A 24845-nucleotide genomic window follows, 5' to 3' on the forward strand; every position below is an offset into this window, starting at 1 on the left:
CGACGAAGGTCTCGCGACACGTCGTGACGCTCCCGCGAAACAGGACTCGCCAACGAACCCGAGAAGGATCAGCAGGTCAGCATTCGATGACGTTGACCGCCAGCCCGCCCTCGCTCGTCTCCTTGTACTTGTGCGACATGTCGATGCCCGTCTGGCGCATCGTCTCGACGACGGCGTCGAGCGAGACGTAGTGGCTGCCGTCGCCGCGCAGGGCCAGGCGGGCGGCCGTGACGGCGGTCGAGGCGGCGATCGCGTTGCGCTCGATGCACGGGATCTGCACGAGCCCGCCGACGGGGTCGCACGTGAGGCCGAGGTGGTGCTCCATCGCGATCTCGGCGGCGTTCTCGATCTGGCGGTTGGTGCCGCCCATGACCGCTGTGAGCCCGCCCGCGGCCATCGCGCACGCCGAGCCGACCTCCGCCTGACAGCCGCCCTCGGCGCCCGAGATCGAGGCGTTCGCCTTGAAGAGCGAGCCGAGCGCCGTCGCCGTGAGCAGGAACCTGCGGATGCCGCGGCGACGGTTCGCCTCGGCGATGGCGTGGTCGTCCCACTCGGAGGCGGGGTCCGCGATCACCGGTCCGAGCTGCTGCCGCGCCGCGAAGCCGAGCAGCGCGCTGCCGACGAGCTCGCCGTAGGGCGTCACGGCGTTGCCCGAGCCGAGGCCCGAGTCCGCGAGGTAGCGCCACCAGTACATCGCGACGGCGGGCAGGATCCCGGCTGCGCCGTTGGTCGGGGCGGTCACGACGCGTCCGCCCGAGGCGTTCTCCTCGTTGACGGCGAGCGCGAAGGCGCCGAGCCACTCCCCCGGCAGCTCGCGATGACCGGTCGCCTCGGCATCCTCGAGCTGGCGGCGGATCGAGCCGGCGCGGCGCTTGACGCGCAGCATCCCCGGCAGCTCGCCGTCGGCGCGCAGCCCCGCCTCGACGCACGCGCGCATGGCGTCCCAGATGGCGTCGAGGCCCGCCGCGACCTCCGCCTCCGTGCGCAGCGCCTCCTCGTTGAGCCGCGCGGCCTCGGCGATCGTGATGCCGCGCTCGTCGCACAGCGCAAGCAGCTCGTCGGCACTGTCGAAGGCGAGCGGAAAGGCGTGCGCCGCGATGCGCCCCTGTCCTGAGGCTGTCGAAGGGTCGCCCTCGCGGCGGATGAAGCCTCCGCCGATCGAGTAGTACGTGTCCTCGGCGAGGACCGCGCCGCCGGCGTCGAGCGCCGCCAGCGTCATGGCGTTGGGGTGCCCCGGCAGCCGCGTCCGCGGCGCGAAGACGATGTCGGCCTTCGCGAACGGGATGCTGTGCGTCCCGCCGAGACGGAGCTCGCGACCCTCGGGCCAGGCCGTCCACGCGGAGCGGACAGCATCCGGATCCACCGTCGCGGGGTCCTCGCCCTGCAGTCCCGCGACGACGGCGTCGGGCGTGCCGTGACCGATGCCGGTCGCGCCGAGCGAGCCGAAGAGGGTGCATGCGATGCGGGCCGCGGCATCGAGGGATCCGTCGGCGCGCAGGCGCGCGGCGAAGTCGCGGGCCGCACGCATGGGTCCGACCGTGTGGGAGCTCGAGGGTCCTACCCCTATGGAGAACAGCTCGAACGCCGAGACATAGGCGCTCACCCGAACAGTTTACTGAACGCTCGTTCAGTACGGAGGGGTCAGCGGGGCTGGAAGGCGACGAGGCCGACCGCGTTGCCCTCGGAGTCGCGGACGAACGCCTGCCACTCGTCGTGCCCGGCGGGCCCGAGGGTGTCGTCCTCGTGCGTGAAGATGACGTGCGGGCGCGCGACGACCTCGACGCCCGGGAGGCGCTCGATCGTCTCGTGCACGTTGTCGACCCGGAGGTACACGAGGGATGACGGGGCGTTGCGGTCCAGAAGCAGCCGCACGCCGTCGAGGTCGAAGAAGAGGAGTCCCGGCGGGTCGAAGAGTCCCGTCGGCTCGGCGCCCAGCAGCCGGCCGTAGAACGCGGCCGCGCGCTGGAGGTCGTCGGCGTGCTGTGCGACCTGGACGAGCTGCATGATCCCTCCCGAGGGGGCCCCGAGCCCGAACGAGGGGTGTGGGCCCGGCCGCGGCTCACGCTAGCATCACGGCACGGAGGTCACCATGACCGCACTCGATGAGGACGTCACCGCCGATCAGGCATTCGCGCGAGCCCGCGCCGAGGCGGCCGCCGGCCCGCTCGACGACTCGTTCGCGCGGCGGTTCGATGAGGAGTTCCCGCGCCTCCACGGCCTGTTCCGCCGGCTCTACGCCCAGCGCGAGGACGAGCGGGAGGCCCTCGCGGACGTCGTCGCCCTCGCCGCGGCATCCTGGCACGCGCGCTCCCTCGAGCTGCGGGCGCTGGACAGCATCCGCGAAGCCGACCCCGCTTGGTTCGAGTCGCAGCGCATGCTCGGCGGGGTCTGCTACGTCGACCGCTACGCGGGCGGGCTCACCGGCATCCGCGAGCAGATCCCCTACTTCCAGGAGCTCGGGCTGACCTATCTGCACCTCATGCCGCTCTTCGAGAGCCCCGAGGGCAACAGCGATGGCGGCTACGCGGTGTCGAGCTACCGCCGCGTCGATCCGTCTCTCGGCACGATGGCCGAGCTCGCCGAGCTCTCCGCCGACCTCCGCCTCGCAGGGATCTCGCTCGTGGTCGACTTCATCTTCAACCACACCTCGAACGAGCACGAGTGGGCCCGGAGGGCTGTCGCGGGCGACCCGGAGTTCGAGGACTTCTACCTGATCTTCCCCGACCGGCGGATGCCCGACGCGTACGAGCAGACGGTGCGCGAGATCTTCCCCGATGACCATCCCGGCGCGTTCGTGCAGCTCGAGGACGGCCGCTGGATCTGGGCCACGTTCCACCACTTCCAGTGGGACCTCAACTACGCCAACCCCGCCGTGTTCCGCGCGATGGCCGGCGAGATGCTCTTCCTCGCGAACCAGGGCGTCGAGGTCCTGCGGATGGACGCCGTCGCATTCATCTGGAAGCGCCTCGGCACGGCGTGCGAGTCGCTGCCCGAGGCGCACCTCCTGCTGCAGGGCTTCAACGCGGTCCTGCGGATGGGCGCGCCCTCGGTCCTCTTCAAGTCCGAGGCGATCGTGCACCCCGACGAGGTCATCCAGTACATCTCGCCCGACGAATGCCGGCTGTCCTACAACCCGCTGCAGATGGCGCTCACGTGGGAGGCGCTCGCGACTCGGGACGGACGGATGCTGCAGCTCGCCCTCGACGAGCGGCACGCGCTGCCGGAGGGGACGGCGTGGGTCGACTACGTGCGAGGCCACGACGACATCGGCTGGACCTTCTCGGACGAGGACTCCGCGCGGCTCGGCATCGACGGGCATGCGCACCGGCGATTCCTCAACGACTTCTATGTCGGACGCGTCGAGGGGACCTTCGCCCGCGGCGTCCCGTTCCAGGAGAACCCGAAGACCGGCGACGCGCGCGTGACGGGGACCACGGCGTCGCTCGCCGGGATCGAGGCGGGCGACGCCGGCGGTGAGGACCGCGTCGTGCTCGCCCATGCCCTGGCGATGTCGACGGGCGGCATCCCGCTCCTCTACCTCGGCGACGAGGTCGCGCAGCTCAACGACTACACGTACGCCGACGACCCTGCCTCCGCGGGCGACAGCCGGTGGGTGCATCGACCGAAGCGACCCGTCGAGGCGTACGACGAGAGGACGGATGCCGCCACCCCCGCGGGACGCGTCTTCACGAGGCTCACCCGGCTCATCGCCGCTCGCCGCGGCACGGCCGAGTTCGCCGGGAACGAGCTGATCCCCTTCCACACGCCGATCCCGTCCCTCGTGGCCTTCCAGCGTCCCGGGCGGGACCCCCTCGCGGAGCGGATCCTCGTGCTCGCGAACGTGGCGGACGAGCCCGTCCACATCGACCCGCTTACGCTTTCCGGCTTCGCGCGGGACGCGGTGGACATCGTCGACGGGCGGCGGCGCGACCTCGACGACGGTGTGAGCCTGCCCGCGCACGGCTTCGCCTGGCTGCGGGTCACGCCGTTGTGGTGAGAACCGACGGATTCCGCTCCTCACCTGCCGCATTGCACATCCGCGGGCCCGCTTCAAGGGGGTCGACGTCATGGGTCGCCGCGGCCAGAGTCGTCGCCATGACAGCACTAGCCGTGATCCTGCTCATCGTCGGAATCGTCCTCCTGCTCTTCGGCATCTTCGTCGAGGCAGCGAAGTTCCTCCTGTGGATCGGGATCATCATCCTCGTCGTCGCGATCATCATCGGCCTCATGCGCTACATCCGGCGCGGAGCCGCCTGACCCGACGGAAGACCCACAAGGGAGTCCCAACCCGGACTTCCTCGATTCCCGTGGACGATAAGAGCCTCTCGGAGGTGACCTGATGCTCTTCGTGATCTACGGCGCGCTCCTGGTCGGCGGCATGGTCGTGGTCGGCCTGTCGTTCGCACTGCCGGCGTTCCAGGCGCTCGCCTTCATGGCAGGCGTCCTGCTCATCGCGGCGGCCGTCGCCGTCCCGATCACCGCGGGAGCCCTGGAGAACAGGAAGTAGGACTGGAGGACGCGGATCGAGGACGCCCACCGCGGGCTCCTCGATCGCAAGGGCTGTCTGACGCCCGCACGCGCCCACAGCCGGGCTTCCCGCCCCGGTAGGGTGAAGCGACGCCGCGCCGAAACCGCCGACCGGCGGTGACGGACGGAGGACCGGCTGATGCAGGCGATCGGCTACGTGGTCCCGCTGGCCGTCGCACTGGCCTTCAGCACGCTCCCGATCCTCGTCGCTCTGCTCATCCTGCTCTCGCCGAACCGGTCGCGCTCAGCCATCCCGTTCCTCATCGGGTGGGTGCTCGGGATGGTGCTGGTCGTGTCGCTGTGCACGCTCGGCGCCCAGTTCGTGCCGGCGTCGCGCTTCCCGCGGCGGGAGGACGAGGTCGTCGGGCAGATCGAGATCGTGCTCGGCGCGGCCCTCATCCTCCTCGGGATCTTCTCGCTGTGGCGCGCGCGCCGCCGCGCCAAGGCCGCCGCGTCGGATGCCATCCCGGTGTGGCTGCGGTCAGCCGAGACCCTCGGGCCATGGTCGTCGTTCGGACTCGCGCTCGTGCTGAACTTCCGCCCCAAGGCCCTGCTGATCGCGGCCGCCGCGGGGCTCACGCTGCGCGCCGACGTGACCTCGCCCACCGACATGCTCGTCGCGATCGCGCTCTACACCGTCATCGGCGCGTCCACCGTGGCCGTTCCGATCATCGCGATGTCGGCGTCGCCCGAGCGCATGGAGCCGCGCCTCATCAACTCGCGGGACTGGCTCACCCGCAACGGCGAGGTGATCACGAGCATCATCCTGCTGCTCATCGGCGCGGTCGTCATCGGGATGGGCCTCGGCCGGCTCTGATCCGGCGGCCCGCCGGAGGCGGACAGCATCCCGCCCGTCACGTCACGCGGTAGGCGACGTACCGCGCTCGGTCGGCGTCGCGCACGCACGAGGCGACGTAGAGCGAGCGCTCGAACTCGGGTCTCGCGGACGACTCGATCGTGACGACCGTGCGGAAGTAGTACTCGGACGGATCGACGTCGTCGCCGCGCAGCAGCGCCTCGAGCACCTCGGGCGACCCGCTGCGCACGCCGACGGCGTGGAGGTAGACGAGCGCTCCGTCGGGCGCCCGCGCCGTGTAGCGCCCGTCGATCTCGATCGAGCCGTCGGGGCGGACGAGCTGCCAGTCCGCCCCGCCCGCGAGGATCTCGCCGTCGAAGGCGCCGCGGACGGATCCGCTCGTGATCGGCACGACACGGCGGTGGCCCGCGCGCGTGACGCCGTGGTCCTCGAGCGGGCCGAGCTCGACCTCGACCTCGAACGCCGGCTCGAGCCCGGGAACGGGCGGCTGCACGCTCACGGGCGCCACACCGGGAGGTCGAGACGGGATGCTGTCGCTCCGTCGTGCGAGATCTCCTGCTCCGCGACCACCGTCGTGGCCGCCTCGAACGCGGGCTCCCCCGTGCCGGGATTGCGCCCGTAGCGCGGGTGCGCGCCCGAGCTCACCTGCACCCCGACGCGGTGACCCGCGGCGAACCGGTGGAACGTGGGCCAGAGCGGCACGTCGACCTCGCGGAAACCGTCCTCGTCGGGTGCGGGGTCCGTCGCGCGCGACCCGACCGAGCCGATGCGCCGGATGCCGTCGCACACGGTCATCGACCTGCCGTCGGGGTGCACGTCCGTGATGCGGACGAAGACGTCGAAGCTCGGGGCGCTCGAGCGGACGCGGATCCGCGCGACCGGCTCCCCCGCGACGTCCAGGGCAGCACCGAGCGGCGCGGAGCGGAAGACCGCGACATCCTCCCGGCGCTCGTGCTTCCGGTTGTCGGTCGGCAGCGTCTTGCGCTGCAGGCTCGGTCCGCCCACGGTCGGCGTCGGCCGGTCGGGGTCGTACGTGTAGCGCGTGACGCCGCCGGTCGCGGCATCCGTCGACACGCCTCCGTCCGCCTGGAGGAACCACGACTCCGGCGCCGACCCCGCGGGCGGCCACGCGGCGAGGTCGTGCCACGTCCCGGTGCCGGTCTGGAAGGCGCGCACGGGCTCGGGCCGATCCCAGCTCTCGCCGGCGAAGGTCTCGCGCAGGAACGCCTCGGTCTCGGAGTCGACCACGTCGCGGAGCCCCGGCGTGACATGGCCCCACGGGCCCAGCGTGAGCCGCGGCTGATTGCCCGCCTCGACGAGCTGCGCGTAGGTGCGCAGCTGCCACGGCAGGAAGATGTCGTACCACCCCGTGATCATGAGGATCGGCGCCGTCACGTGCGGCACCGACGCCGTGTGCGACTGCTGCGTCCAGTACTCCTCGGCGAGGCTCTCGTACCTCACCCAGTCCTGGTACCAACGGATCGAACGACCCGCCGCGGCCGAGTCGCCCGCCGCGAGCGGCAGCACGTCGAACGCGCGGCGCAGCTTCGGGTCTGGCAGCATCATGCCGAGGATCGCGGCGCCGCCGTTCTCCATGCGGGCCATCATGCGCGACCATCCGAGTGCGTTGCGCAGCGAGTAGGCGCCGTTGTCCCACGTGATCGCGCCGAAGTCGGGCATCGTGATGTTGAGCACGAGCGCCTCGGGAGCGTTGTCGGGATCCTCGCGCTGCATGCGGCCCGCGACGGCCCACTGCGTGTAGCCCATGTAACTCTCGCCGTACGTCGCGAGCCGGCCCGTGAACCACGGCTGAGCGCGCACCCAGCGGTGCGTCGCGATGCCGTCGCGCTGCTCGTCGATCTGCGGCGTGAAGACCCCGCCCGACCCCCACGTGCCCCGGCAGCTCTGGAAGAACACCGTGAAGCCCTGCTTCGCGAGCCGTTTCGCCCCTCCTGCGACGAGCCCGCGCCGGCCGTACGGCCCGCGGATCACGACGGTCGGCAGCGACGGGTCCGGATCCCCAGGCAGGTAGAGGTTCCCGAACAGCTCGACGCCGTCGTCCATCGGAACGCGCAGGTCGCGCTGCTCGGTGAAGCCCTTGCGCCGCGCACGCCTGTGCGCGGCTGTCCTCTCGTGGTCGCGCTGGTCGGTCGCGCTCATTCCGCCTCCTTGCGGGGTGAGTGGGTGGATGTCCGGGATGCTGTGGCCCGCCGCTCCTCGTCGAGCGCGTCGCGCAGCCGCTCGAGGACGGGAAGCGCAGCTGTCAGGACGGCGCGCTCGCCGGCATCGAGGCGCTGCGCGCCGCCCGCGACGAGGGCCGCACTCGCGGCGTCGAACCGCTCGAAGAGGCCGAGCGCCTTCGCCGTCGCCGTCACGTCGACTCGCCGCCGGTCGCCGGGCACGGCCCGCCGCTGGACGAGGCCGCGCTCCTCCATGAGCGTGAGGAGATTGCTCACAGTCGACCGGCCGAGGCCGAGCAGCTCGGCGAGCTCCCCCGGCGTGCGGGTCACGCCCCGCGGGAGTGCGCGCACGATCTCGATCTGCGCGTCGGGGATGTCGGGCAGGTGCGCCGAGGCGCGTGTCGCCGACAGGAGCGTGCGCCGCAGCGGCGAGATGACCGCCGCAAGCCGGGCCGCGTCGACGTCGTCGAGGGATTCCGCGGTCATCGGGCCGGCGGGGTGAGTGAGGGGCGCGTTGAGGATCTCAGGGAGGAACCCCGCCGCCCGCTTGTAGCCGGCGGCGATCTCGGCGAGCTCGTCGCTGGGGATGACGTCCTCGATGTCGGCGAACCCCTCGGGCGCGCGTTCGCGCGCGAGGAGCATGACCTTCTCGGGTCCCTGCTGCCGGTTGCTCAGCACGAGCGCCGTCGTGGCGGGCCGCCGCGCCTCTTCGTACGCCGCGAGCGCCGTCGGCGCGTCGGCCGCCGTCGCGAGGTGGAGGGCGAGGGTCCGCGCGTCGAGGATCGCCTGCGACGCGCCGTTCGAGCCGTTGGGGTACATCGCGTGCGCCGCGTCGCCGAGGAGCGTCGTCCGCCCGAACGTCCACCGCGGGATCGGGTCGCGATCCACCATCGGATACTCGAGGATCTCGTCGGCCGCGGCGATGACGCCCGGTACGTCGAGCCAGTCGAAGCGCCAGTCTCGGAAGAGCTCCACGATCGGCGCCGGGTTGACGGCGTGGTTCCAGTCGACCGTCTCGTCGCCCACGCCCCGCCGCTCCGCGATGAAGTTGACCACCGCGGTGCCCCCGGCATCCGGTGCACTCAAGGATACGCGACGAACTTCTGCTCGCCGTCGCCGGCCATGATCATCGTGCGGCCGTCGAGGAACGGGCGCACGCGGGCGGTCCCGCGCCACAGTGTGAGGCCCTTCCAGACCGGCCGGCCCTCGTCCGGGTACTGCTGCCGGCGGAAGGCGGAATGGATGCCGTCCGCCGCGAGGACGACGTCCGCGACGACGCGAACCTCTCCCGCGGCCGTCGCGAACACCGCGGTGTCGGCATCCGATCCGTGCTCGGCGCGGACGAGGGCATGGCCCAGCCGGATCGCATCCTCGCCGAGCCGCTCGAGCACCGCCCGTGCCAGCGCGAGCTGGAGCTCGCCGCGGTGGATCGAGACCTGGGGCCATAGGTATCCGGCGTCCAGCCCCCGCTGCTCGGACCAGATGCGCTGGCCGAAGCGGTTGAAGTACGACAGCGTCGACGGGGCGACGCCGAGGGCCGCGATCTCGTCGCCGAGGCCGAGCTCGGTGAGCTCGCGGATCGCATGCGGCAGGACGTTGATGCCGACCCCGAGTGCCCGCAGCTCGTCGACGCGGTCGTACACGACGATGTCCCGCATTCCCGCCGCATGGAGGCTCAGCGCGGCGGCGAGCCCGCCGATCCCTGCGCCGACGATGACGATCCTCATGTGACTCCGATGTCGGGGATCTGACTGTTTTGTGACAAACATAACCGATGCTGTCTTCCCGCGCACCCCTTACGTCGAGCCGCGATGGATGGCACCGTGGGCGAGGATGCAACCGGGCGACGCGCGCCCGCGCGGAGGAGGCTCACGCATGCTGATGGTCTCGATGGGCGTGTCGATCGACGGCTTCATCACCGACCGCGACGGCGGATTCGCGTGGGGCCCGCCGAGCGACGAGCAGTTCGACTTCCATCTGGAGCAGGTCAGCGGCCTCGGGGGCCTTCTCCTCGGCCGCCGGCTCTACGAGACGATGCTGCCGTGGGAGACGGACCCGGCGATGCGCTCCAGCGACACCTATGCCGCGTTCGCCGACGTGTGGACCGCGCTGCCGAAGGTCGTCTTCAGCCGAACCCTGGACCGCGTGGAGCGCAATGCCCGTCTTGCGGACGCGCCCCTCGAGGAGGAGATCGCGCGCATGCTGGCGGCGACCGATCGGGATGTCGAGATCGGCGGCCCGACCCTCGCCGCGCCCGCGATCGAGCAGGGTCTCGTCGACGAGTTCCATCTCTTCCGCCAGCCCGTGCTCGTCGGCGGCGGCACTCGCCTGCTTCCGCCCGTTCGCGAGACCATCCAGCTCGAGCTCCTCGCGACGAGGACCTTCGGCGACCGCGTCGTCTACGAGCACTACCGGCGGGTCGGCGCGGCCGCCTGACACGACCCCGGCGCCGGCGGTCGACTCGGCGTCACGGCGAGTCGGGGTTGAGACGCAGCCCCGAGTGGTCGCGCATCCCGCCGGGCGGCGGCCCGTAGTGCAGCGGCGACGCGACGAAGACGCCCGCGGCGAGCACTGCGACGATCGTCATGACGGCGCACACGCGCGTCATGACGACCGTGGTCCGGGCCCCCAGCAGGCGGCCCGCGAGCGCGAAGAGCCACAGGCCGGCGAGGCCGCCCGCGGTGTTGGCGATGACGTCGGTGATGTCGGAGCTGCCGGTCGCGAGGGCGAACTGGGCCGCCTCGAGCGCCAGGCTCGTGCCGGCGATCGCCGCCGTCATCATCCAGAGAGACCGCCCGTGCGCGACCAGGCCGAGGTAGAGGCCGAATGGCGCGAAGAGCACGACGTTCATGACGACCTCGCTCGGCTGACTTGCGCCGAAGCCCGGGCTCGCGACGAACGGGACGAGCTTGATCGCCCGATCGACGCCCCCTGTGAACGGGACGTCGAGCTTGAACAGGACGGTCCACACGAGGAGCGCGAGGTACACCGCGAACATCGCCGCGACTGCGATCCGGCGCGGCGCATCGGGGTGCCGCTCGGCGGCGCGCGCCTCCAGCGCAGGCCGGCGGGCGATGGTCACTTCTGCATCCGGGGGTCGTGCGTGGGGTCGGCGTACATCGCGGGGCAGCCCTGGCCGATCGCCTCGGGCCGCAGCTCATAGTGCCACGCCTCGTTGGCGTAGATCTGGCAGAGCCCGTACGCGGCTCCGTGGTGCGACAGCCAGGCCGCGGCATCCGCTCCCCCGATGTCGATCGCGGCGCCCCGGACGTGCGGAGAGGTGTCGGGGGTTGCGACCCAGCGCGCGGCCTCGGCGGCCGAGCCGTACTGGGCGACCGCTTCGCTGAGGAGCCGCTCCTGGTAGGCGGCGGATCGCCAGCCGCTGTTGACGAGGAACATGACGCCGCTCGCCGCGGCGTCGGCGGCCGCCCGGCGGACGGCGTCGCGGAGACCCGGGTCGAGGTGCGCCACCGCCGGCACGGAGTCGTCCCAGACCGTCGTGCCGTCCGCGACGCCGCCATCCGACGCCGAGACCGAACCCTCGCCGGTGCCCTCGCGCGCAGGCGGCTCCTCCACGACGTGGGTGCCGTCCGCGCCGACCGACGGCTCGCGGGACGTGGAGCCGGACGCGGTGGCCGTGGCGGCGGAGCGCTGGCCGCCGAGGACGAGCACGAGGCAGGTGAGTGCGATCGCGACCGCGATCACGGCGACGACGGCGAGGCCCGCACGGCCGCGGGCGAAGGGTTCCGATGGAGGGAGGGACATGACACCAGTCCACGCGCGCGCGTGTTGCGGGGGCGTATGCCGATTCCGATATGCCGGCGATAAGTCCCGGCTCGTACGATCGGAGCGTGCGCGTGCTGGTCGTCGAGGATGAGCCTCTCCTTGCCGAGGCCATCCGCGATGGGCTCCGGCTGGAGGCCATCGCGGCCGACATCGCGGGCGACGGCGGCACCGCGCTCGAGCTGCTGAGCATCAACTCCTACGACATCGCGGTGCTGGATCGCGACATCCCCGGCCCGTCCGGCGATGAGATCGCCCGGCACATCGTCGCGTCGGGGACCGGCATCCCGATCATGATGCTCACGGCCGCGGACCGCCTCGACGACAAGGCGACGGGATTCGAGCTGGGCGCCGACGACTACCTCACGAAGCCGTTCGCGCTGCGGGAGCTCGTTCTGCGGCTGCGCGCCCTGGACCGCCGCCGGGTCCACCACCGGCCGCCCGTGCGCGAGATCGCGGGCCTGAGACTCGACCCCTTCCGCCGCGAGGTGTACCGCGACGGCCGCTACGTCGCACTGACGCGCAAGCAGTTCGCGGTCCTGGAGGTCCTCGTCGCCGCCGACGGGGGTGTCGTGAGCGCGGAGGAGCTGCTCGAGAGGGCGTGGGACGAGAACGCGGACCCGTTCACGAACGCCGTGCGCATCACGGTCTCGGCTCTGCGCAAGCGGCTCGGCGAGCCCTGGCTCATCGCGACCACACCCGGTGTCGGCTACCGCATCGACGCGGGATCCGCGGTGGAGGACCAGCGTGACTAGGGAGCCCGGACTCAGCGTCCGGCTCAAGCTCACCCTGAGCTACGCCGGGTTCCTCATGCTCGCCGTCGCACTCCTGCTGGCGGTCGTCTGGGTGTTCCTCCTGCGCTACCTTCCCGCCGACGCGACCCCGACCCTCGGCGGGTACGTGCCGGGACGCGACGACCTCATCCGGGCCTTCGCGCCCGCCGCCGCATGGGCGCTGCTGTTCATCCTGCTGTTCGGCCTGCTCGGCGGATGGATCCTCGCGGGCCGGATGCTCGCGCCGCTCGCCCGCATCACGGCCGCCACGCGGCACGCCGAGACGGGATCGCTGTCGCATCGGATCGCTCTGGAGGGTCGCCACGACGAATTCCGCGAGCTGGCCGACGCATTCGACGCGATGCTCGCGCGGCTCGAGACGCAGGTCGACGAGCAGCGGCGCTTCGCGGCGAACGCCTCGCACGAGCTGCGCACGCCGCTCGCCATCTCGCAGGCGCTCCTCGAAGTCGCCCGCGAGGATCCCGATCACGACACGGGGGCACTCCTGGAGCGCCTGAGCGCCGTCAACACGCGCGCCATCGAACTGACGGAGGCGCTTCTCGTGCTCAGCCGCGTCGAGCAGGGCTCATTCGCGCGCGAGCGGGTCGACCTGTCGCTCCTCGCCGAGGAGGCGACCGAGACCCTCCTGCCCCTCGCGGAGCAGCGCGGGATCGACGTGGAGACCTCGGGCGACATCGCCCCCGCCGACGGATCGCCCGCCCTCCTGCTGCAGATGACGACGAACCTCGTCCAGAACGCGATCGTCCACAATCACGCCCACGGCGGGAGCGTCCGCGTCACCACGTCCGCCGGCGCCGGGACCAGCATCCTGACCGTCGAGAACACCGGCGAGCCGCTGACCCCCGAGCTCGTCGCGACCCTCACCGAGCCGTTCCAGCGCGGCAGCGAGCGCCTCCGCGGCGACCACCCAGGCGTCGGGCTGGGCCTCGCGATCGTCCAGAGCATCGTCCGGGCGCACGGCGGGAGCCTCCGGCTCACCCCGCGCGACGGCGGCGGGCTCGTCGTCGCGGTGCAGCTGCCTGCGGCGTCCTCAGGGAGCGGATGACGCTCCGCGCCCGGATCGGACGGTCACGCCTCGTCGGCGAAGATGTCTTCGATCGGCAGGCCGAACAGCCGCGCGAGGCGGAAGGCGACCGGCAGGCTCGGGTCGAACTTCTCCTTCTCGATCGCGTTGATCGTCTGCCTCGACACGCTCAAGTGGACGGCGAGATCCGCCTGCGTCCACCCGCGCTCGGTGCGCAGCTCCCTCACCCGGTTCCTCACCGGTACCTCATGCTCCCGACGGCGATCGCGATGAGGTAGACGACCGCCATCACGATGGACAGGAGTGCGATGTCGACGTCGAAGGCGACGAGTCCCGCGCTGCGGGCGGCCGCGAAGGCGCAGCCGCCGACGAGCACGACGCCGAGGGCGATCGCCATGGCGTCCATGAGGATCTTCCGCCACAGATCGTCCACGCCACGGAGGAAGCGCGCGTGCGCGATGATCCACCCGGCGCCGGCGAGGAGGTTGACGATGATCGCGACCCAGCCGAGGACCGGGGACGAGCCCCACCACAGCTCGGGCCCGAACTGGGCGACCGCGAGCGTCAGCACCCAGGCCAGGGTCCAGACCGCCAGCCAGCCTGTGTCGGAGAGCGTCCGGCGATCGCCGGTGTGCTGCGGGTCCTGCATGCCAGCATCCCTTCGTGTCAAGTGTGCTTGACATCCTCGCAGGCGCGGAGGCCGAATGTCAAGTGTGCTTGACACGGTGAAGGTCAGCCCGAATTGCCGGCAGCCCGGTGTGCCGGATGTCCTGCGGGGAGCAGCAACCGTTCCCCCTGTCGGCGACGCGGCCGTTCCGTGAGAATGGTCCGCGGGGGCAGAAAAGGTGGCTCCCATGCCCGTGACCCGGACTTCCTTCGCGACCACCGACGTCGCCACGGTCCGCGCGCTCATGAGCGTCGCATACGGCGGACGGCTGTCCATCGAGGAATCCGGCGAAGAGGCGTTCCTCTTCGAGCAGCGGGTCGCGGCGGAGGGACCCCTCACGGTCTCGACGATGCGCTTCACGGGCCACATCGAGGCGTCCACGGACGGCTTCAGCGAGGTGCTGTTCGCAGACATCCTCGAAGGACCGTACGTCTGGCAAAGCAGAGATGCGCGGGGCGATCAGGACCGGTCGCTCATCCTCCCGGCGAAGCAGGAGCTCAGCGTCCGCTTCGAGGCGGTGCGATCCGTGCTCATCACCGTGGACGACGGCACCGTGACCCGCTGGCTCGCCCGCTACGGCGGACTGCCGCCGTCGCCCGCGCTGCTGCATCGCCCGTCGGCGGGGTCCGACGCGGTCCGCAAGGCGATCCGCTTCCTGGGCGAGATCATGCCGAACGACGTGTTCGAAAGCGACCTGGTGCGCGCGAACCTGCTCGACGTGCTGCTGAGCATGACGGCGCACCAGCTGCTCGGCGAGGCGACGACCGTCGACCACCACGGCGCGCCGGCCTCACTGCGCCGCGCGGAGGAATACCTGCAGAGCCACGCGAGTGAGCCCGTCTCGATCGCCGACGCCGCGGAGGCGGCGCGCATGTCGGTGCGCGGCCTTCAGCAGCAGTTCCAGCGCTGGTACCAGCTCACTCCCGCGCAGTACCTCCGCAACGCCCGCCTCGACGGCGCACGGGCCGAGCTCACCGAGGCGAGACTGTCGGGCCGTCCGACCAAGGTCTCCGACCTCGCGAGGCGCTGGGGGTTCGCGCATGCGGGCCGGTTCGCCGCGTACTACGCCGAGGCCTACGGCGAGTCACCCGCCGAGACACTTCGGGAGCATCACGTGGCGATCGCGACGCCGGACGGCGCGTCGCCGGCCGAGGCCGCACCAGAGCACAATGGGGCGATCGCGGCAGACGGCGCGTGAGCGCTACCGCGCTTCGGCGGACGGCCTCACGTCGGCGCCCCACGAGGCGAGGACCCTGAGGCGATCGGCCGACGGAGATCCCGGCTCGGCAGTGTAGATCATGAGCACCTGCCCCGGCTCGGCCGTTATCGCGAGCTCCTCGTACGCGAGCGTGACCTCTCCCACCACGGGGTGCCGGAACCGCTTGGTCCCGGCCCCGTGCGTACGCACATTGTGGGCCGCCCATAGCCGCCGGAACGTCTCGCTGCGCGTCGAGAGCTCGCCGACGAGGTCCTGCATCGCCGGGTCGTGCGGATCCCTGCCCGCCTCGGCGCGCATGATCGCGACGCACATCTCGGCGAAGAGGTCCCAATCCGGGTAGAAGTCCCGAGCCGCAGGATCCAGGAACTGGAAGCGCGCGAGATTCGGGGTGCGGCCCCCGTCTCCGATCAAGGGCGAGTAGAACGCGCGTCCCAGGTCGTTGGTCGCGAGGAGGTTCTGGTGCTGGTCGCGCACGAACGCGACCCCGTCGGCGATCGCGGCCAGCGCCCACTGCAGGCTGGGGCGAGGGGCGGACGGCTTGGTCACGCGGCGGCGCGGACGGCCGGAAGCGGGGATGCCGTCGGCAGCGCGAGCGAGATCGAGCAGGTGTGCGCGCTCCGTGTCGTCCAGCTGCAGCGCCCGAGAGACGGCCTCGAGCACGGAGGCGGACGCTCCGGCGATCGCTCCGCGCTCGAGCTTGGCGTAGTACTCGACGCTGACGCCGGCGAGGGTGGCGACCTCGCTGCGGCGCAGCCCATCGACACGGCGGTTGGCGCCTGCGGACAGGCCCGCGGCATCCGGAGTCAGCCGTGCCCGGCGCGACATGAGGAATTCGCGCACTTCAGCTCGGTTGTCCATACGGAAAGGGTAGGTCGGCGCCGTCCCGCGAGGGATGCCCTGCTGGTACACCCCTTGACAGTGACTCCCTCGTCCCGCCGCGACCGGGTTCAGTGGAGGAGTGCCTCAGACCTCCCGCTCCCCACACGCCGCCGCGGACCGACTCCTGCCGGGCCTCCTGCTGCTGCTGACCGTGTTCGGCCCGATCTCGATGGATCTCTACCTGCCGGCGCTTCCCGCGCTCACCGTCGAGCTCGGGGCGCAGACCTCGATCGCGCAGCTCACGGTGACCGCATGCCTCGTGGGACTCGCCGCAGGCCAGCTGCTCGCAGGCCCGCTGTCCGATCGGCACGGTCGCCGCGGCATCCTGCTGATCGGCGTCGTGGCGTACATCGCGACATCCGCGCTCTGCGCGATGAGCCCGTCGATCGAACTCCTGATCCTCGCGCGGTTCGTCCAGGGTCTCGCGGGCGGAGTCGGCATCGTCATCGCGCAGGCCGCAGGACGCGACGTCTACTCCGGCGGTGAGCTCATCCGCTTCTACGGGCGCCTCACCGTCGCGGGCGGCTTCGCCGCGATCGTCGGCCCGCTGCTCGGCGGTCTGCTCGACGCCGTCGCAGACTGGCGCGGACTCTTCGCCGTCCTGTCGCTGATCGGCGCGGGCATCCTGATCGTGACGCTCCTGATCTTCCGGGAGACGCTGCCGGCTCAGCTCCGCACGCGCGGCGGGTTCGGTCAGACGCTCCGGGATTTCCGCGCGCTGCTGGTGGACCGCGTGTTCCTCGGCGCCGTGCTCAGCCAGGGGTTCCTCTACGCGGCGATCTTCGCCTATCTCGCCGGTGCGACCTTCGTGCTGCAGGACGTGTACGGCCTGTCGCCGCTCGGCTACGCCCTCGCGTTCGGCCTCAACTCCGCCGGCTTCATGGTCTTCGGCTACCTCGGCGGCCGACTCGCCGAACGCTGGAGCACCCCGGGCACGCTCACGGTCGGCATCCTCGTCGCGGGGCTCGGCGCGTCAGGCCTCCTGGCGTCCGGAGTCAGCAGGATGCCGCTCCCCTTCATCATCGTCTCGCTCTTCGCCCTCGTCAGCGGCGTCGCCATGTCGTCGGCGCCGGCGACGACCCTCGCGCTCGCGGGCTATCCGCGGATGGCCGGAACGGCCTCATCGCTGCTCGGCATAGTGCGGTTCGGATTCGGCGGGGTCGCGGCCCCGCTCGTCGGCATAGCCGGAGCCACCAGCACCCTTCCCTTCGGCGTCGTCACCGCCGCGGCTGTCCTGGCAGGCGGCGCCGCCTGCCTCGTTCTCGTGCGCCTGCCGGGTCGCGGAGCCGGCGAGCGCGCCGGCTCCGCGGAGCCCGCACTGAGCGGCACCTCCTCGATTCCCACCCAGTAAGGAGAACACCACCCATGCGTGGAGTCATCATGTATGCGCCCGGCGACGTCCGCGTCGAGGAGCGCGAGAACCCGACGATCATCGAGCCCACCGACGCGATCCTGCGCCTGGCCGCCACGTGCATCTGCGGCTCGGATCTGTGGCCGTACCGCGGCGCCGAGCACGTCGACCACACCCCGATGGGACACGAGTACGTCGGCGTCGTGAGCGAGATCGGCGCAGAGGTGCAGACCGTGAAGGTCGGCGACTTCGTCGTCGGCTCCTTCTTCGCGTCCGACAACACGTGCGAGATCTGCCGGGCCGGCTACCAGACGCACTGCGTGCACCGGCAGCCGGCCGCCGCGAGCGGCGGGCAGTCGGAGTACCTGCGCGTGCCCCTCGCCGACGGGACCCTCGTCGCGACGCCCGGCCGGCCGGACCCCGCGCTGATCCCCTCCCTCCTCGCGGCCTCCGATGTGCTCGGCACGGGCTGGTTCGCCGCCGTCGCCGCCGAGGTCGAGCCCGGCAAGACGGTCGCGGTCGTGGGCGACGGCGCCGTCGGCCTGCTCGGCGTCCTCGCGGCGAAGCAGCTCGGCGCAGAGCGGATCATCGCGATGTCGCGCCACGCCGACCGGCAGGCGCTCGCCCGCGAGTTCGGCGCGACCGACATCGTCGAGGAGCGCGGCGACGAGGGGGGCGAGAGGATCAGGGAGCTGACGGGCGGGTTCGGAGCGCACTCCGTCATCGAGGCGGTCGGCACGCAGGAGTCGATGATGCAGGCGATCCGCGCGACGAGGGCCGGCGGCCACGTCGGCTACGTCGGGGTCTCGCACGATGTGTCACTGGACGGGCACGAGCTGTTCTTCTCGGGCGTGCACCTGCATGGCGGGCCGGCGCCGGTCCGCCGGTTCCTCCCCGAGCTGATCCGGCTCATCTGGGACCGCAGGATCGATCCCGGCAGGGTCTTCGACCTGGAGCTCCCGCTCGAGGAGGCCGCCGAGGGCTACCGGGCCATGGATGAGCGTCGCGCCATCAAGGTGCTGCTCACCGTCTGAGGGGTCTCTCCCCCGCCCGCCGGTGCACGAGGCGCCGGCGGGCGATGCGCCGTCCGAGCCCGACGTGCTCGGCGTCAGGTGAGCTTCGCCAGGGCCTCGCGGACAGCATCCCAGAATCGCTCGACGTTCAGCTCCGTCGCGACGAGCGCGTTCGGCTCCCGGGACTCGTCGACGCGCGTCGCACCCGCGGTCACCGGATCCGAGACCTCGACGTCGAGCCGCGTGCGAACGCGCCGCACGGCGTCGGGCTGGGCGACGGCCATGACCGCTACGGGGTCGTGCAGCGGCCCGTCGGCCAAGCCGAAGTGCTCCTCGTTGGTGCGACCGAAGAAGTCCAGGAGGTCGTCGCCGAAGGCCGCCGTCCGCGTGCCGGTCGCCGCCAGACGTGCGCGCACGTCGGCCGTGACGAGGGCCGTGTGCGTGACGTTGAGCCCCACCATCGTGAACGGGATGCCGCTCCCGACGACGAGCGCGAGCGCCTCGGGGTCCACCCACGCGTTGAACTCGGCATGCGGGGTCGCGTTCCCGCCGGCCGTCGAGCCGCCCATCCACACGATCTCGCGGACGCGCGCGGCGGCGTCGGGGCGATCGCGCAGCAGCACCGCGACGTTCGTGATGGGCCCGAGCGCGATGACGGTGACCGGCTCGGCCGCCGCCTCGAGGACGTCGACCATGAGGTCGGTCGCGGTGCGCGGATCCAGTGCGAACGCGGGCTCCGGAAGCGTCGGGCCGCCCAGGCCGTTCTTCCCGTGGATCCATTCCGCCGTCCGCAGCGGCCGCGCCAGCGGTCCCGGGGCGCCGGCCGCGACCGGCACATCGGTGACGCCCGCCACCGTGAGGGCGACGCGCGCATTGAGGCTCGTGAACTCGAGCGGCGCGTTGCCGCCCACCGTGGTCACGGCGCGCAGGTCGATCGCCGGGTGTCCCGCGGCCAGCCAGAGCGCGAAGACGTCGTCATGCCCGGGATCGCAGTCCACGATGACCGGGATGCTGTCGCGCGGCGCTGTCGTCATGCCCGCCATTCCATCGGCAGACGTGGCGGGCACGCAACCCGGCTGTGGGTGCAGCCGAGAATCGGGGAGAGGTCAGCCCTGGCCCATACCTCCGCAGCCGCCCCACATGCCGTGTCGGTCGGGAGCGACGTCCGCGACGGTGAGCACGTCGCCGCCGAGCGTCACGATGAAGGCCGTGTCTCCGGCGAAGGAGAGCGATGTCGGACGATCGAGGCCGTCGACGATGACGCTGAAGCTGCCGTTTCCGTTGACGCGCAGGAGCTCGCCGCTCTCGGGGAGGCCCGGCGACCCGGGCTCCACCATGCCGGGCGAATCGCCCTGAGACACCGCGTACAGGCCGCATGCCGCCGCTTCGACGTCCGTGATGAGGCTGTAGCCGGCTGCGACCGCCCGTTCGACCGGGTGGCTCATCCCGAGCGCGACCACGCGACCCGTCGCGGGATCGTGCGGGATCGGTCCCGCCTCGGCCATGTAGATCTTGCCCCGGCCCAGCTGCAGACCCGTCGGCACGATGTTGGCGAACTGGGCGACCTCGCTCACCTCGCCGTCGAGCCCGGCGAACAGCAGCCGGTTGTGGTGCCCGTCCGTGACGAGGAAGCCGTCCTCGAAGGGCACGAACGCGTACTGCACGCCGCTCGGCACGAAGAAGTCGGCATCAGGCGGGTTGTCCGTCGACCAGGTGGAGGTGTCGGCGACGAGCGTGACGTCGTCGACATCGTCGATGCGGTAGATGCCGCCGACATCCGTGCCGCCCACGTCGGGACCGACCACGCTGATGAGCGCGTACGCGGTGTCGCCGATGAAGGTCACGTCGAACACGCCGCCCGGAGCCGTCACCGGCAGACCCGTCGCGATCGGCGACATCGCGCCGGTGCTCGTGTCGATGCGGACCACCTGCCCGGCGGCCCGGTCGGCGACGTAGAGCGCGCCGTCGGGGCCGATCGTGCTGCCGAGCGGGCCGACGAGGCCCGTCGCGAGCTCTTCGGCGACCGGCGGTGGCGCGGATTTCTTCGGGACCGCGTTCGCGGCCGCCGGCAGAAGCATCGCCGGCACGACTGCAGCCGTCATGATGGCGGCGAGGAACGCCGCTCGTCTCGTACCCATGTCCGGATACCCCCAGTGTGAGAGCCGTTGTCGCACCGACCGAGGAGCCGGGCGACCCTTCAGCGCTGCCTTGCGGGAGATCACGGAGGATGCTGCGACGGCAGCACCGTTCCAGGGTCCTCCTGCGGTCGGGTGCCGTCAAGGAGTCAGCGTGCGTGTCCGGTTCGGACGCGGAATCGAGCCGGGGCACCTCGCGAGCCTGCGGGCCCGATCCTGACCGGGGTCGGAATCCGGGGCGCTCCACCCTCGATACGGTGAGGGGATGCGTGAAGCGTCGTACCTCGACCGGATGTTCGGACTGGCGGGCCGGGTCGCCCTTGTGACCGGAGGCAGCTCGGGCATCGGCCGCGCCATCGCGCTCGCCCTCGCGGGAGCCGGGGCGCACACCATCGTGGCGGCCCGCACGGCATCCGCTGTGGATGCGACAGTCGCCGAGATACAGGCCGCGGGCGGATCCGCGGCGGGTGTCCGCGCCGACCTCGCGACGCGTGAGGGCGCACACGCGCTCGCGGACGAGGCCGGCGACGTCGACATCCTGGTGAACTCGGCGGCCATCAATCTCCGCCCGCCGATGGCCGACCTCGACGAGGCGGACTGGGATGCGACGATGGCCGTCAACCTCGAAGCGCCCTTCGTGCTCGGCCAGCGGCTCATCCCCGGAATGGCCGCGCGCGGCTACGGCCGTGTCATCCACATCAGTTCGCAGCAGGCTCATCGCCCGTTCGCCAACAGCGGCGCGTACGGCGTCTCGAAGGCCGCGATCGAGGGCCTGGCGCGCTCGCAGGCGGAGGCCTGGTCGTCGCAAGGGGTCACCGCGAACGTGCTCATCCCCGGCTTCGTGCTGACGGCGCTCAACCGGCGATTGAGCTCCGATGCAGCGCTGGTCGCGGCACTCGCGGCCCGCACGCTCATCGGGCGCAACGGCGAGCCGGAGGACTTCGCGGGCGCTGCGGTGCTCCTCGCGTCGCCCGCGGCCGCCTACATCACAGGCCAGTCGCTCGCCGTCGACGGCGGCTTCTCGGTGCACTGAGCCGGCTCCAGAGGGCATTCCGGATGCTGTCGGCCCGGGTCCCCGCAGACGCTGTGTGCGTCAGCCTCGAAGTGCCAGCGCGAACGGAAGCACCGCGGTCGCGCCGGCCCGGCGCAGCTCGCGAGAGGCGACCGTCATCGTCCACCGGCTGTCGACGAGGTCGTCGACGAGCAGCACGGGGCCTGCCGGCACGTCGAGCTGTGCCGCGCTGAGCCGTGCCCAGACCCCCGCGAGCCGGAAGGCGCTGTTGCCGCCGGGTCCGCCCGTCGGGCCCCCGTCGACGAGATCCAGTGCTCCCAGGAACGGCAGGCGCCCGACCTCCGCGAGGCCGCGGGCCAGCGTGTCCGCCAGCTGAGGCTTCGACCGGGACGGGATCGCGACGACGGCGACCGGGCGCTGCGCCCACCCCCAGTCGGCCAGCACGCGGACGCAGGCGGCGAGCACGTTCGGCGGCACCGGACCGTCGGCGGCGCCCGCCGCGAAGAGCTCACGGAGCGTCCCGCCCCAGCCGAGATCAGTGAGGCGCGCGAGCGCCCTCCCCTCGTCCGACTGCTCGTCGGCGGGGATGCGGCCGCGCACGGGCACGCCGAGCCGATCGGCACCCGTCGGCCACAGCCGTCGCACCTCGATCGGCACGCCGACGCGATCGAGGGCCGAGGCTGCAGCATCCGTCGCGTCCTTCCCGATCGTCCTGGGAAACCACGCGCCCGCGCAGTTGTCGCAGCGGCCGCACGGCGTGGCGGTGCCGTCGTCGAGGGAGCGCTGCAGGAACTCCATCCGGCACGCGCTCGTCTGCTCGTACTGGATCATGTGCTCCTGCTCGGCGACGCGTTCCGCCGCGATGCGACCGTAGCGGTCTTCGTCGTAGACCCACGGCCGGCCCGTCGCGAGCCAGCCGCCCTTCTCGCGGGCGACCGCGCCGTCGACGTCCAGCACCTTCAGCAGCAGCTCGAGCGGCGTGCGGCGGATGTCGACCATGGCCTCGAGCGCGGGCGTCGACAGCGGCGTCGTCGAGGCGCCGAGCGCCGACAGGACGCGCTCGGCTCGCTCCCGGTCGGGCATCGACGCCGTCGCGAAGTAGTGCCAGATGTCGCGGTCCTCGACGCCGGGAAGAAGGAGCACATCGGCCGAGGCGGTCGCGCGCCCTGCGCGGCCGACCTGCTGGTAGTACGAGACCGGCGATGAGGGCGCGCCGAGATGCACGACGAAGCCGAGATCGGGCTTGTCGAATCCCATGCCCAAGGCGCTGGTCGCGACGAGCGCCTTGACCCGGTTGCCCTTGAGGAGCGCCTCGGATTCCTCCCGCTCGTCGGGATCGGTCTGACCCGTGTACGCGCGCACGTCGTACCCGCGGTCGCGGAGGAGCCGCGCCGTGTCGTTCGCGGCGGCGACGGTGAGCGTGTAGATGATCCCGGAGCCGGGGAGGTCGCCGAGGTGGCTGATGAGCCACGCGAGCCGGCTCGGGGCATTGGGCAGCTCGAGCACCCCGAGCCGCAGCGAGGTGCGCGCGAGGGCCCCCCGGATGACGAGGACCTCTGGCGCCTCCTCGCTCCGGTCGAGCGCGCCGAGCTGCTCCGCGACATCCGACACGACGCGGGTGTTGGCAGTCGCGGTCGTCGCGAGCATGGGGATGCCCGGGGGCATGCGCGCGATGAGGTCGCGCAGCCGTCGGTAGTCGGGGCGGAAGTCGTGCCCCCAGTCGCTGATGCAGTGCGCCTCGTCGACGACGAGGAGGCCGATCCTCGGGATCAGCTGCGGCAGCTGCTCGTCGCGGAACGACGGGTTGTTGAGCCGCTCGGGTGACACGAGCAGGACGTCGACCTCGTCGCGGTCCAGCTGCGCCAGGACATCGCTCCACTCGTGCGCGTTGGTGGAGTTGATCGCGACCGCCCGCACGCCCGCGCGCTGCGCCGCCGCGATCTGATCCCGCATGAGCGCGAGCAGCGGCGAGACGAGCACGGTCGGCCCCGCGCCCTGACGGCGCAGGAGCAGCGTCGCGACGAAGTACACCGCCGACTTGCCCCACCCGGTGCGCTGCACGACGAGTGCGCGGCGGCGGCCTTCGACGAGGGCATCGATCGCCTCGAACTGGCCCTCGTGGAAGTCGGCGTCGCCTCGGCCGACGAGCGTGCGGAGGGCGTCGAGGGCGGCGTCCCGCGCAGGCGTCGTCGAGGTCATGAGGTCAAGCCTCTCCCGGACCACTGACACCTCGGCGCCACCTCGACGACGAGGCGGCCCGCCTGCGCTCGAGGCTACGAGTCCGCCTGCTCCGCCGGGGATGCCTCCGTCGCCGCGGCGGAGTCCGCGCGCTCTGCCGCCGCGAGGGTGCGCGTGAACAGCAGCAGCCAGCCGACGACGAGGCCCGCGCAGACCATCTCGTGGGTCGCGAGGGTGTAGTACCCGACCCAGAAGAGGCTCGCGGAGAACAGGATGCCGGTCGCCACTGCGACCGCGAGCACGAGCATCGCCCTCGGCAGGCACGGCAGCACCCAGCGCAGGCCGAGCAGGAGCGCTCCGAACACGACGGCCATCCCGATCGCGAAGATGTTGTGGCCCACCTGGCTGAACGTGACCGGCACGAGCGCTGCGCCGATGAAGCACGCCGCGAGCACGAGGAACACGCCGTAGACGATGAGGCTCCGCGCACGCGTCACCCGAGGCTCCGTGCGCGCCCAGGCCTCGAGACTCGTCAGAAGGTACAGCGCGAGCAGTGCCGTCACGCCGCCCGCGAGGATCAGCGTCGCATTGAAGACCGCTGCCGTCGCGCCGCCGCGACCGCCGAGCTCGCTGAAGTTGAGCTGATACCAGGTGTCGTCGCGCGTCGTGACGACGCTCACGGTGAACCCCGTCGCGACGACCGCGAACAGCAGCAGCACGAGTCGCGTCGCCGTCACGTGGGCCGCCAGCGTGAACGCCGTGTAGCCGGAGCAGCCCGCCACGAGGGCGACGATCATGGTCGCCGTCAGCGTGTCGACGGCGGCCCCCGGCCAGATGAGCGACGCCGCGTGGAACAGCATCCACTGGAGCATTCCGAACACCCCGGCCAGCGAGATCGCGAGCGCCGCCGTCATCCACGCCCGCCGGGAGCGCGTAACGCCCTGCAGCCACGCCTGCCTCGGATCGCGCCATGCCAGTCGGTAGCTCACCGCCGCGGCGGCGAGGGTGACGGATGCTGTCACCGCGATGCCGGCCGCGCCGACGGACGCGCCCTCCCACACGGGCACGGCACGGCCCCAGAACCCGACCGCGCCGCCGGCGAGCCCGACGGCGAACCCCAGGATCGCCACGACGATCGCGCGTGCCTCGGTGCGCACGGCGAAGCGGCGCGCATCGGCCACCCCGTGGCGATGAAGCTGCCTCTCGACCCGCACCGCAGCGGCCTCGAGTCGGGCTCCCTGCGTCCACGCGCCGCGTGTCATGGCA

The 24845-nt window shown here is 71.9% G+C and carries 26 protein-coding genes; 11 read left to right on the plus strand and 15 right to left on the minus strand.

The window, feature by feature from the left end:
* Positions 1-76: 76 nt before the first annotated feature.
* Entirely contained in the window at positions 77-1603 is a 1527-nt protein-coding gene (locus ABZ477_RS06575; protein WP_360129681.1) for an L-serine ammonia-lyase, iron-sulfur-dependent, subunit alpha, read from the minus strand.
* Positions 1604-1641: 38 nt separating this feature from the next.
* Positions 1642-2004, minus strand: a complete 363-nt coding sequence (locus ABZ477_RS06580) for a methylmalonyl-CoA epimerase (protein ID WP_360129684.1) — start codon at positions 2002-2004, stop codon at positions 1642-1644.
* A gap of 85 nt (positions 2005-2089) precedes the next feature.
* Between ABZ477_RS06580 and ABZ477_RS06585 the strand changes: the two genes are divergently transcribed.
* From ABZ477_RS06585 to ABZ477_RS06600, 4 genes are all read left to right on the plus strand, one after another.
* Positions 2090-3997: an amylosucrase gene (locus ABZ477_RS06585; protein ID WP_360129687.1), complete on the plus strand. Its 1908-nt coding sequence runs from the start codon at positions 2090-2092 to the stop codon at positions 3995-3997.
* A 98-nt stretch (positions 3998-4095) separates the two neighbouring features.
* Positions 4096-4257, plus strand: a complete 162-nt coding sequence (locus ABZ477_RS06590; protein WP_360129690.1) for a hypothetical protein — start codon at positions 4096-4098, stop codon at positions 4255-4257.
* A gap of 82 nt (positions 4258-4339) precedes the next feature.
* Positions 4340-4507 (plus strand): hypothetical protein, encoded by a 168-nt coding sequence (locus tag ABZ477_RS06595; protein WP_360129693.1) that lies wholly within the window; start codon positions 4340-4342, stop codon positions 4505-4507.
* 159 nt (positions 4508-4666) lie between these two features.
* Complete coding sequence (locus ABZ477_RS06600) at positions 4667-5344, plus strand: GAP family protein (RefSeq protein ID WP_360129696.1); 678 nt, start codon at positions 4667-4669, stop codon at positions 5342-5344.
* A 37-nt stretch (positions 5345-5381) separates the two neighbouring features.
* Here the strand turns inward: ABZ477_RS06600 and ABZ477_RS06605 are convergent, their stop codons facing one another.
* From ABZ477_RS06605 to ABZ477_RS06620, 4 genes are read right to left on the minus strand one after another with little or no spacing between them, the layout of a single operon-like run.
* Positions 5382-5843, minus strand: a complete 462-nt coding sequence (locus ABZ477_RS06605; protein WP_360129699.1) for a DUF3237 domain-containing protein — start codon at positions 5841-5843, stop codon at positions 5382-5384.
* A complete protein-coding gene (locus tag ABZ477_RS06610) occupies positions 5840-7504 on the minus strand; it encodes a CocE/NonD family hydrolase (protein WP_360129702.1) in 1665 nt (554 codons plus the stop codon). The genes ABZ477_RS06605 and ABZ477_RS06610 overlap by 4 nt, the downstream gene beginning before the upstream one ends.
* Entirely contained in the window at positions 7501-8580 is a 1080-nt protein-coding gene (locus ABZ477_RS06615) for a MarR family transcriptional regulator (RefSeq protein ID WP_360129705.1), read from the minus strand. Before ABZ477_RS06615 ends, ABZ477_RS06610 begins: the two co-directional genes overlap by 4 nt.
* A gap of 26 nt (positions 8581-8606) precedes the next feature.
* Positions 8607-9251 carry an FAD-dependent monooxygenase gene (locus ABZ477_RS06620; protein ID WP_360129708.1) on the minus strand — a complete coding sequence of 215 codons (645 nt, stop codon included), beginning with the start codon at positions 9249-9251 and terminating at the stop codon, positions 8607-8609.
* A gap of 148 nt (positions 9252-9399) precedes the next feature.
* On the opposite strand from ABZ477_RS06620, the gene ABZ477_RS06625 reads away from it, so the two are divergent.
* On the plus strand, positions 9400-9960 hold the full coding sequence (locus ABZ477_RS06625) for a dihydrofolate reductase family protein (protein WP_360129711.1): 561 nt from the start codon (positions 9400-9402) through the stop codon (positions 9958-9960).
* Positions 9961-9991: 31 nt separating this feature from the next.
* On the opposite strand, the gene ABZ477_RS06630 is transcribed toward ABZ477_RS06625, so the two are convergent.
* Positions 9992-10606 (minus strand): VanZ family protein, encoded by a 615-nt coding sequence (locus ABZ477_RS06630; protein ID WP_360129714.1) that lies wholly within the window; start codon positions 10604-10606, stop codon positions 9992-9994.
* Entirely contained in the window at positions 10603-11289 is a 687-nt protein-coding gene (locus ABZ477_RS06635; protein WP_360129717.1) for a M15 family metallopeptidase, read from the minus strand. Before ABZ477_RS06635 ends, ABZ477_RS06630 begins: the two co-directional genes overlap by 4 nt.
* 86 nt (positions 11290-11375) lie before the next feature.
* Here ABZ477_RS06635 and ABZ477_RS06640 point away from each other — a divergent pair, with 86 nt between their 5' ends.
* Complete coding sequence (locus ABZ477_RS06640) at positions 11376-12062, plus strand: response regulator transcription factor (RefSeq protein WP_360129720.1); 687 nt, start codon at positions 11376-11378, stop codon at positions 12060-12062.
* Positions 12055-13146 (plus strand): HAMP domain-containing sensor histidine kinase, encoded by a 1092-nt coding sequence (locus ABZ477_RS06645; protein WP_360129723.1) that lies wholly within the window; start codon positions 12055-12057, stop codon positions 13144-13146. The genes ABZ477_RS06640 and ABZ477_RS06645 overlap by 8 nt, the downstream gene beginning before the upstream one ends.
* A gap of 23 nt (positions 13147-13169) precedes the next feature.
* Here the strand turns inward: ABZ477_RS06645 and ABZ477_RS06650 are convergent, their stop codons facing one another.
* Complete coding sequence (locus ABZ477_RS06650; protein ID WP_360129726.1) at positions 13170-13352, minus strand: helix-turn-helix transcriptional regulator; 183 nt, start codon at positions 13350-13352, stop codon at positions 13170-13172.
* Between the two features lie 8 nt (positions 13353-13360).
* Positions 13361-13774, minus strand: coding sequence for a hypothetical protein (locus ABZ477_RS06655; RefSeq protein ID WP_360129730.1), 414 nt, complete (start codon positions 13772-13774; stop codon positions 13361-13363).
* A gap of 205 nt (positions 13775-13979) precedes the next feature.
* Between ABZ477_RS06655 and ABZ477_RS06660 the strand changes: the two genes are divergently transcribed.
* Positions 13980-14990, plus strand: a complete 1011-nt coding sequence (locus ABZ477_RS06660) for a helix-turn-helix transcriptional regulator (RefSeq protein WP_360129733.1) — start codon at positions 13980-13982, stop codon at positions 14988-14990.
* A gap of 3 nt (positions 14991-14993) precedes the next feature.
* Here the strand turns inward: ABZ477_RS06660 and ABZ477_RS06665 are convergent, their stop codons facing one another.
* On the minus strand, positions 14994-15869 hold the full coding sequence (locus ABZ477_RS06665; protein ID WP_360129736.1) for a helix-turn-helix transcriptional regulator: 876 nt from the start codon (positions 15867-15869) through the stop codon (positions 14994-14996).
* Positions 15870-15969: 100 nt separating this feature from the next.
* Here ABZ477_RS06665 and ABZ477_RS06670 point away from each other — a divergent pair, with 100 nt between their 5' ends.
* Positions 15970-17241 carry a multidrug effflux MFS transporter gene (locus ABZ477_RS06670; RefSeq protein WP_360129739.1) on the plus strand — a complete coding sequence of 424 codons (1272 nt, stop codon included), beginning with the start codon at positions 15970-15972 and terminating at the stop codon, positions 17239-17241.
* A 14-nt stretch (positions 17242-17255) separates the two neighbouring features.
* Positions 17256-18275 (plus strand): zinc-dependent alcohol dehydrogenase family protein, encoded by a 1020-nt coding sequence (locus ABZ477_RS06675; RefSeq protein ID WP_360129742.1) that lies wholly within the window; start codon positions 17256-17258, stop codon positions 18273-18275.
* Positions 18276-18349: 74 nt separating this feature from the next.
* Here the strand turns inward: ABZ477_RS06675 and ABZ477_RS06680 are convergent, their stop codons facing one another.
* Together ABZ477_RS06680 and ABZ477_RS06685 are read right to left on the minus strand one after the other, a co-directional pair.
* Entirely contained in the window at positions 18350-19288 is a 939-nt protein-coding gene (locus ABZ477_RS06680; protein ID WP_360129745.1) for a nucleoside hydrolase, read from the minus strand.
* 72 nt (positions 19289-19360) lie between these two features.
* Positions 19361-20392, minus strand: a complete 1032-nt coding sequence (locus tag ABZ477_RS06685; RefSeq protein WP_360129748.1) for a ScyD/ScyE family protein — start codon at positions 20390-20392, stop codon at positions 19361-19363.
* A 262-nt stretch (positions 20393-20654) separates the two neighbouring features.
* On the opposite strand from ABZ477_RS06685, the gene ABZ477_RS06690 reads away from it, so the two are divergent.
* Positions 20655-21422, plus strand: a complete 768-nt coding sequence (locus ABZ477_RS06690) for an SDR family oxidoreductase (protein ID WP_360129751.1) — start codon at positions 20655-20657, stop codon at positions 21420-21422.
* Positions 21423-21482: 60 nt separating this feature from the next.
* Here the strand turns inward: ABZ477_RS06690 and ABZ477_RS06695 are convergent, their stop codons facing one another.
* Both ABZ477_RS06695 and ABZ477_RS06700 read right to left on the minus strand, forming a co-directional pair.
* Complete coding sequence (locus tag ABZ477_RS06695; protein ID WP_360129754.1) at positions 21483-23600, minus strand: DEAD/DEAH box helicase; 2118 nt, start codon at positions 23598-23600, stop codon at positions 21483-21485.
* Between the two features lie 74 nt (positions 23601-23674).
* Entirely contained in the window at positions 23675-24841 is a 1167-nt protein-coding gene (locus ABZ477_RS06700) for a hypothetical protein (RefSeq protein ID WP_360129757.1), read from the minus strand.
* Positions 24842-24845: the final 4 nt, after the last annotated feature.

Source organism: Microbacterium sp. NPDC019599 (assembly GCF_040632175.1).
GTDB lineage: Bacteria > Actinomycetota > Actinomycetes > Actinomycetales > Microbacteriaceae > Microbacterium.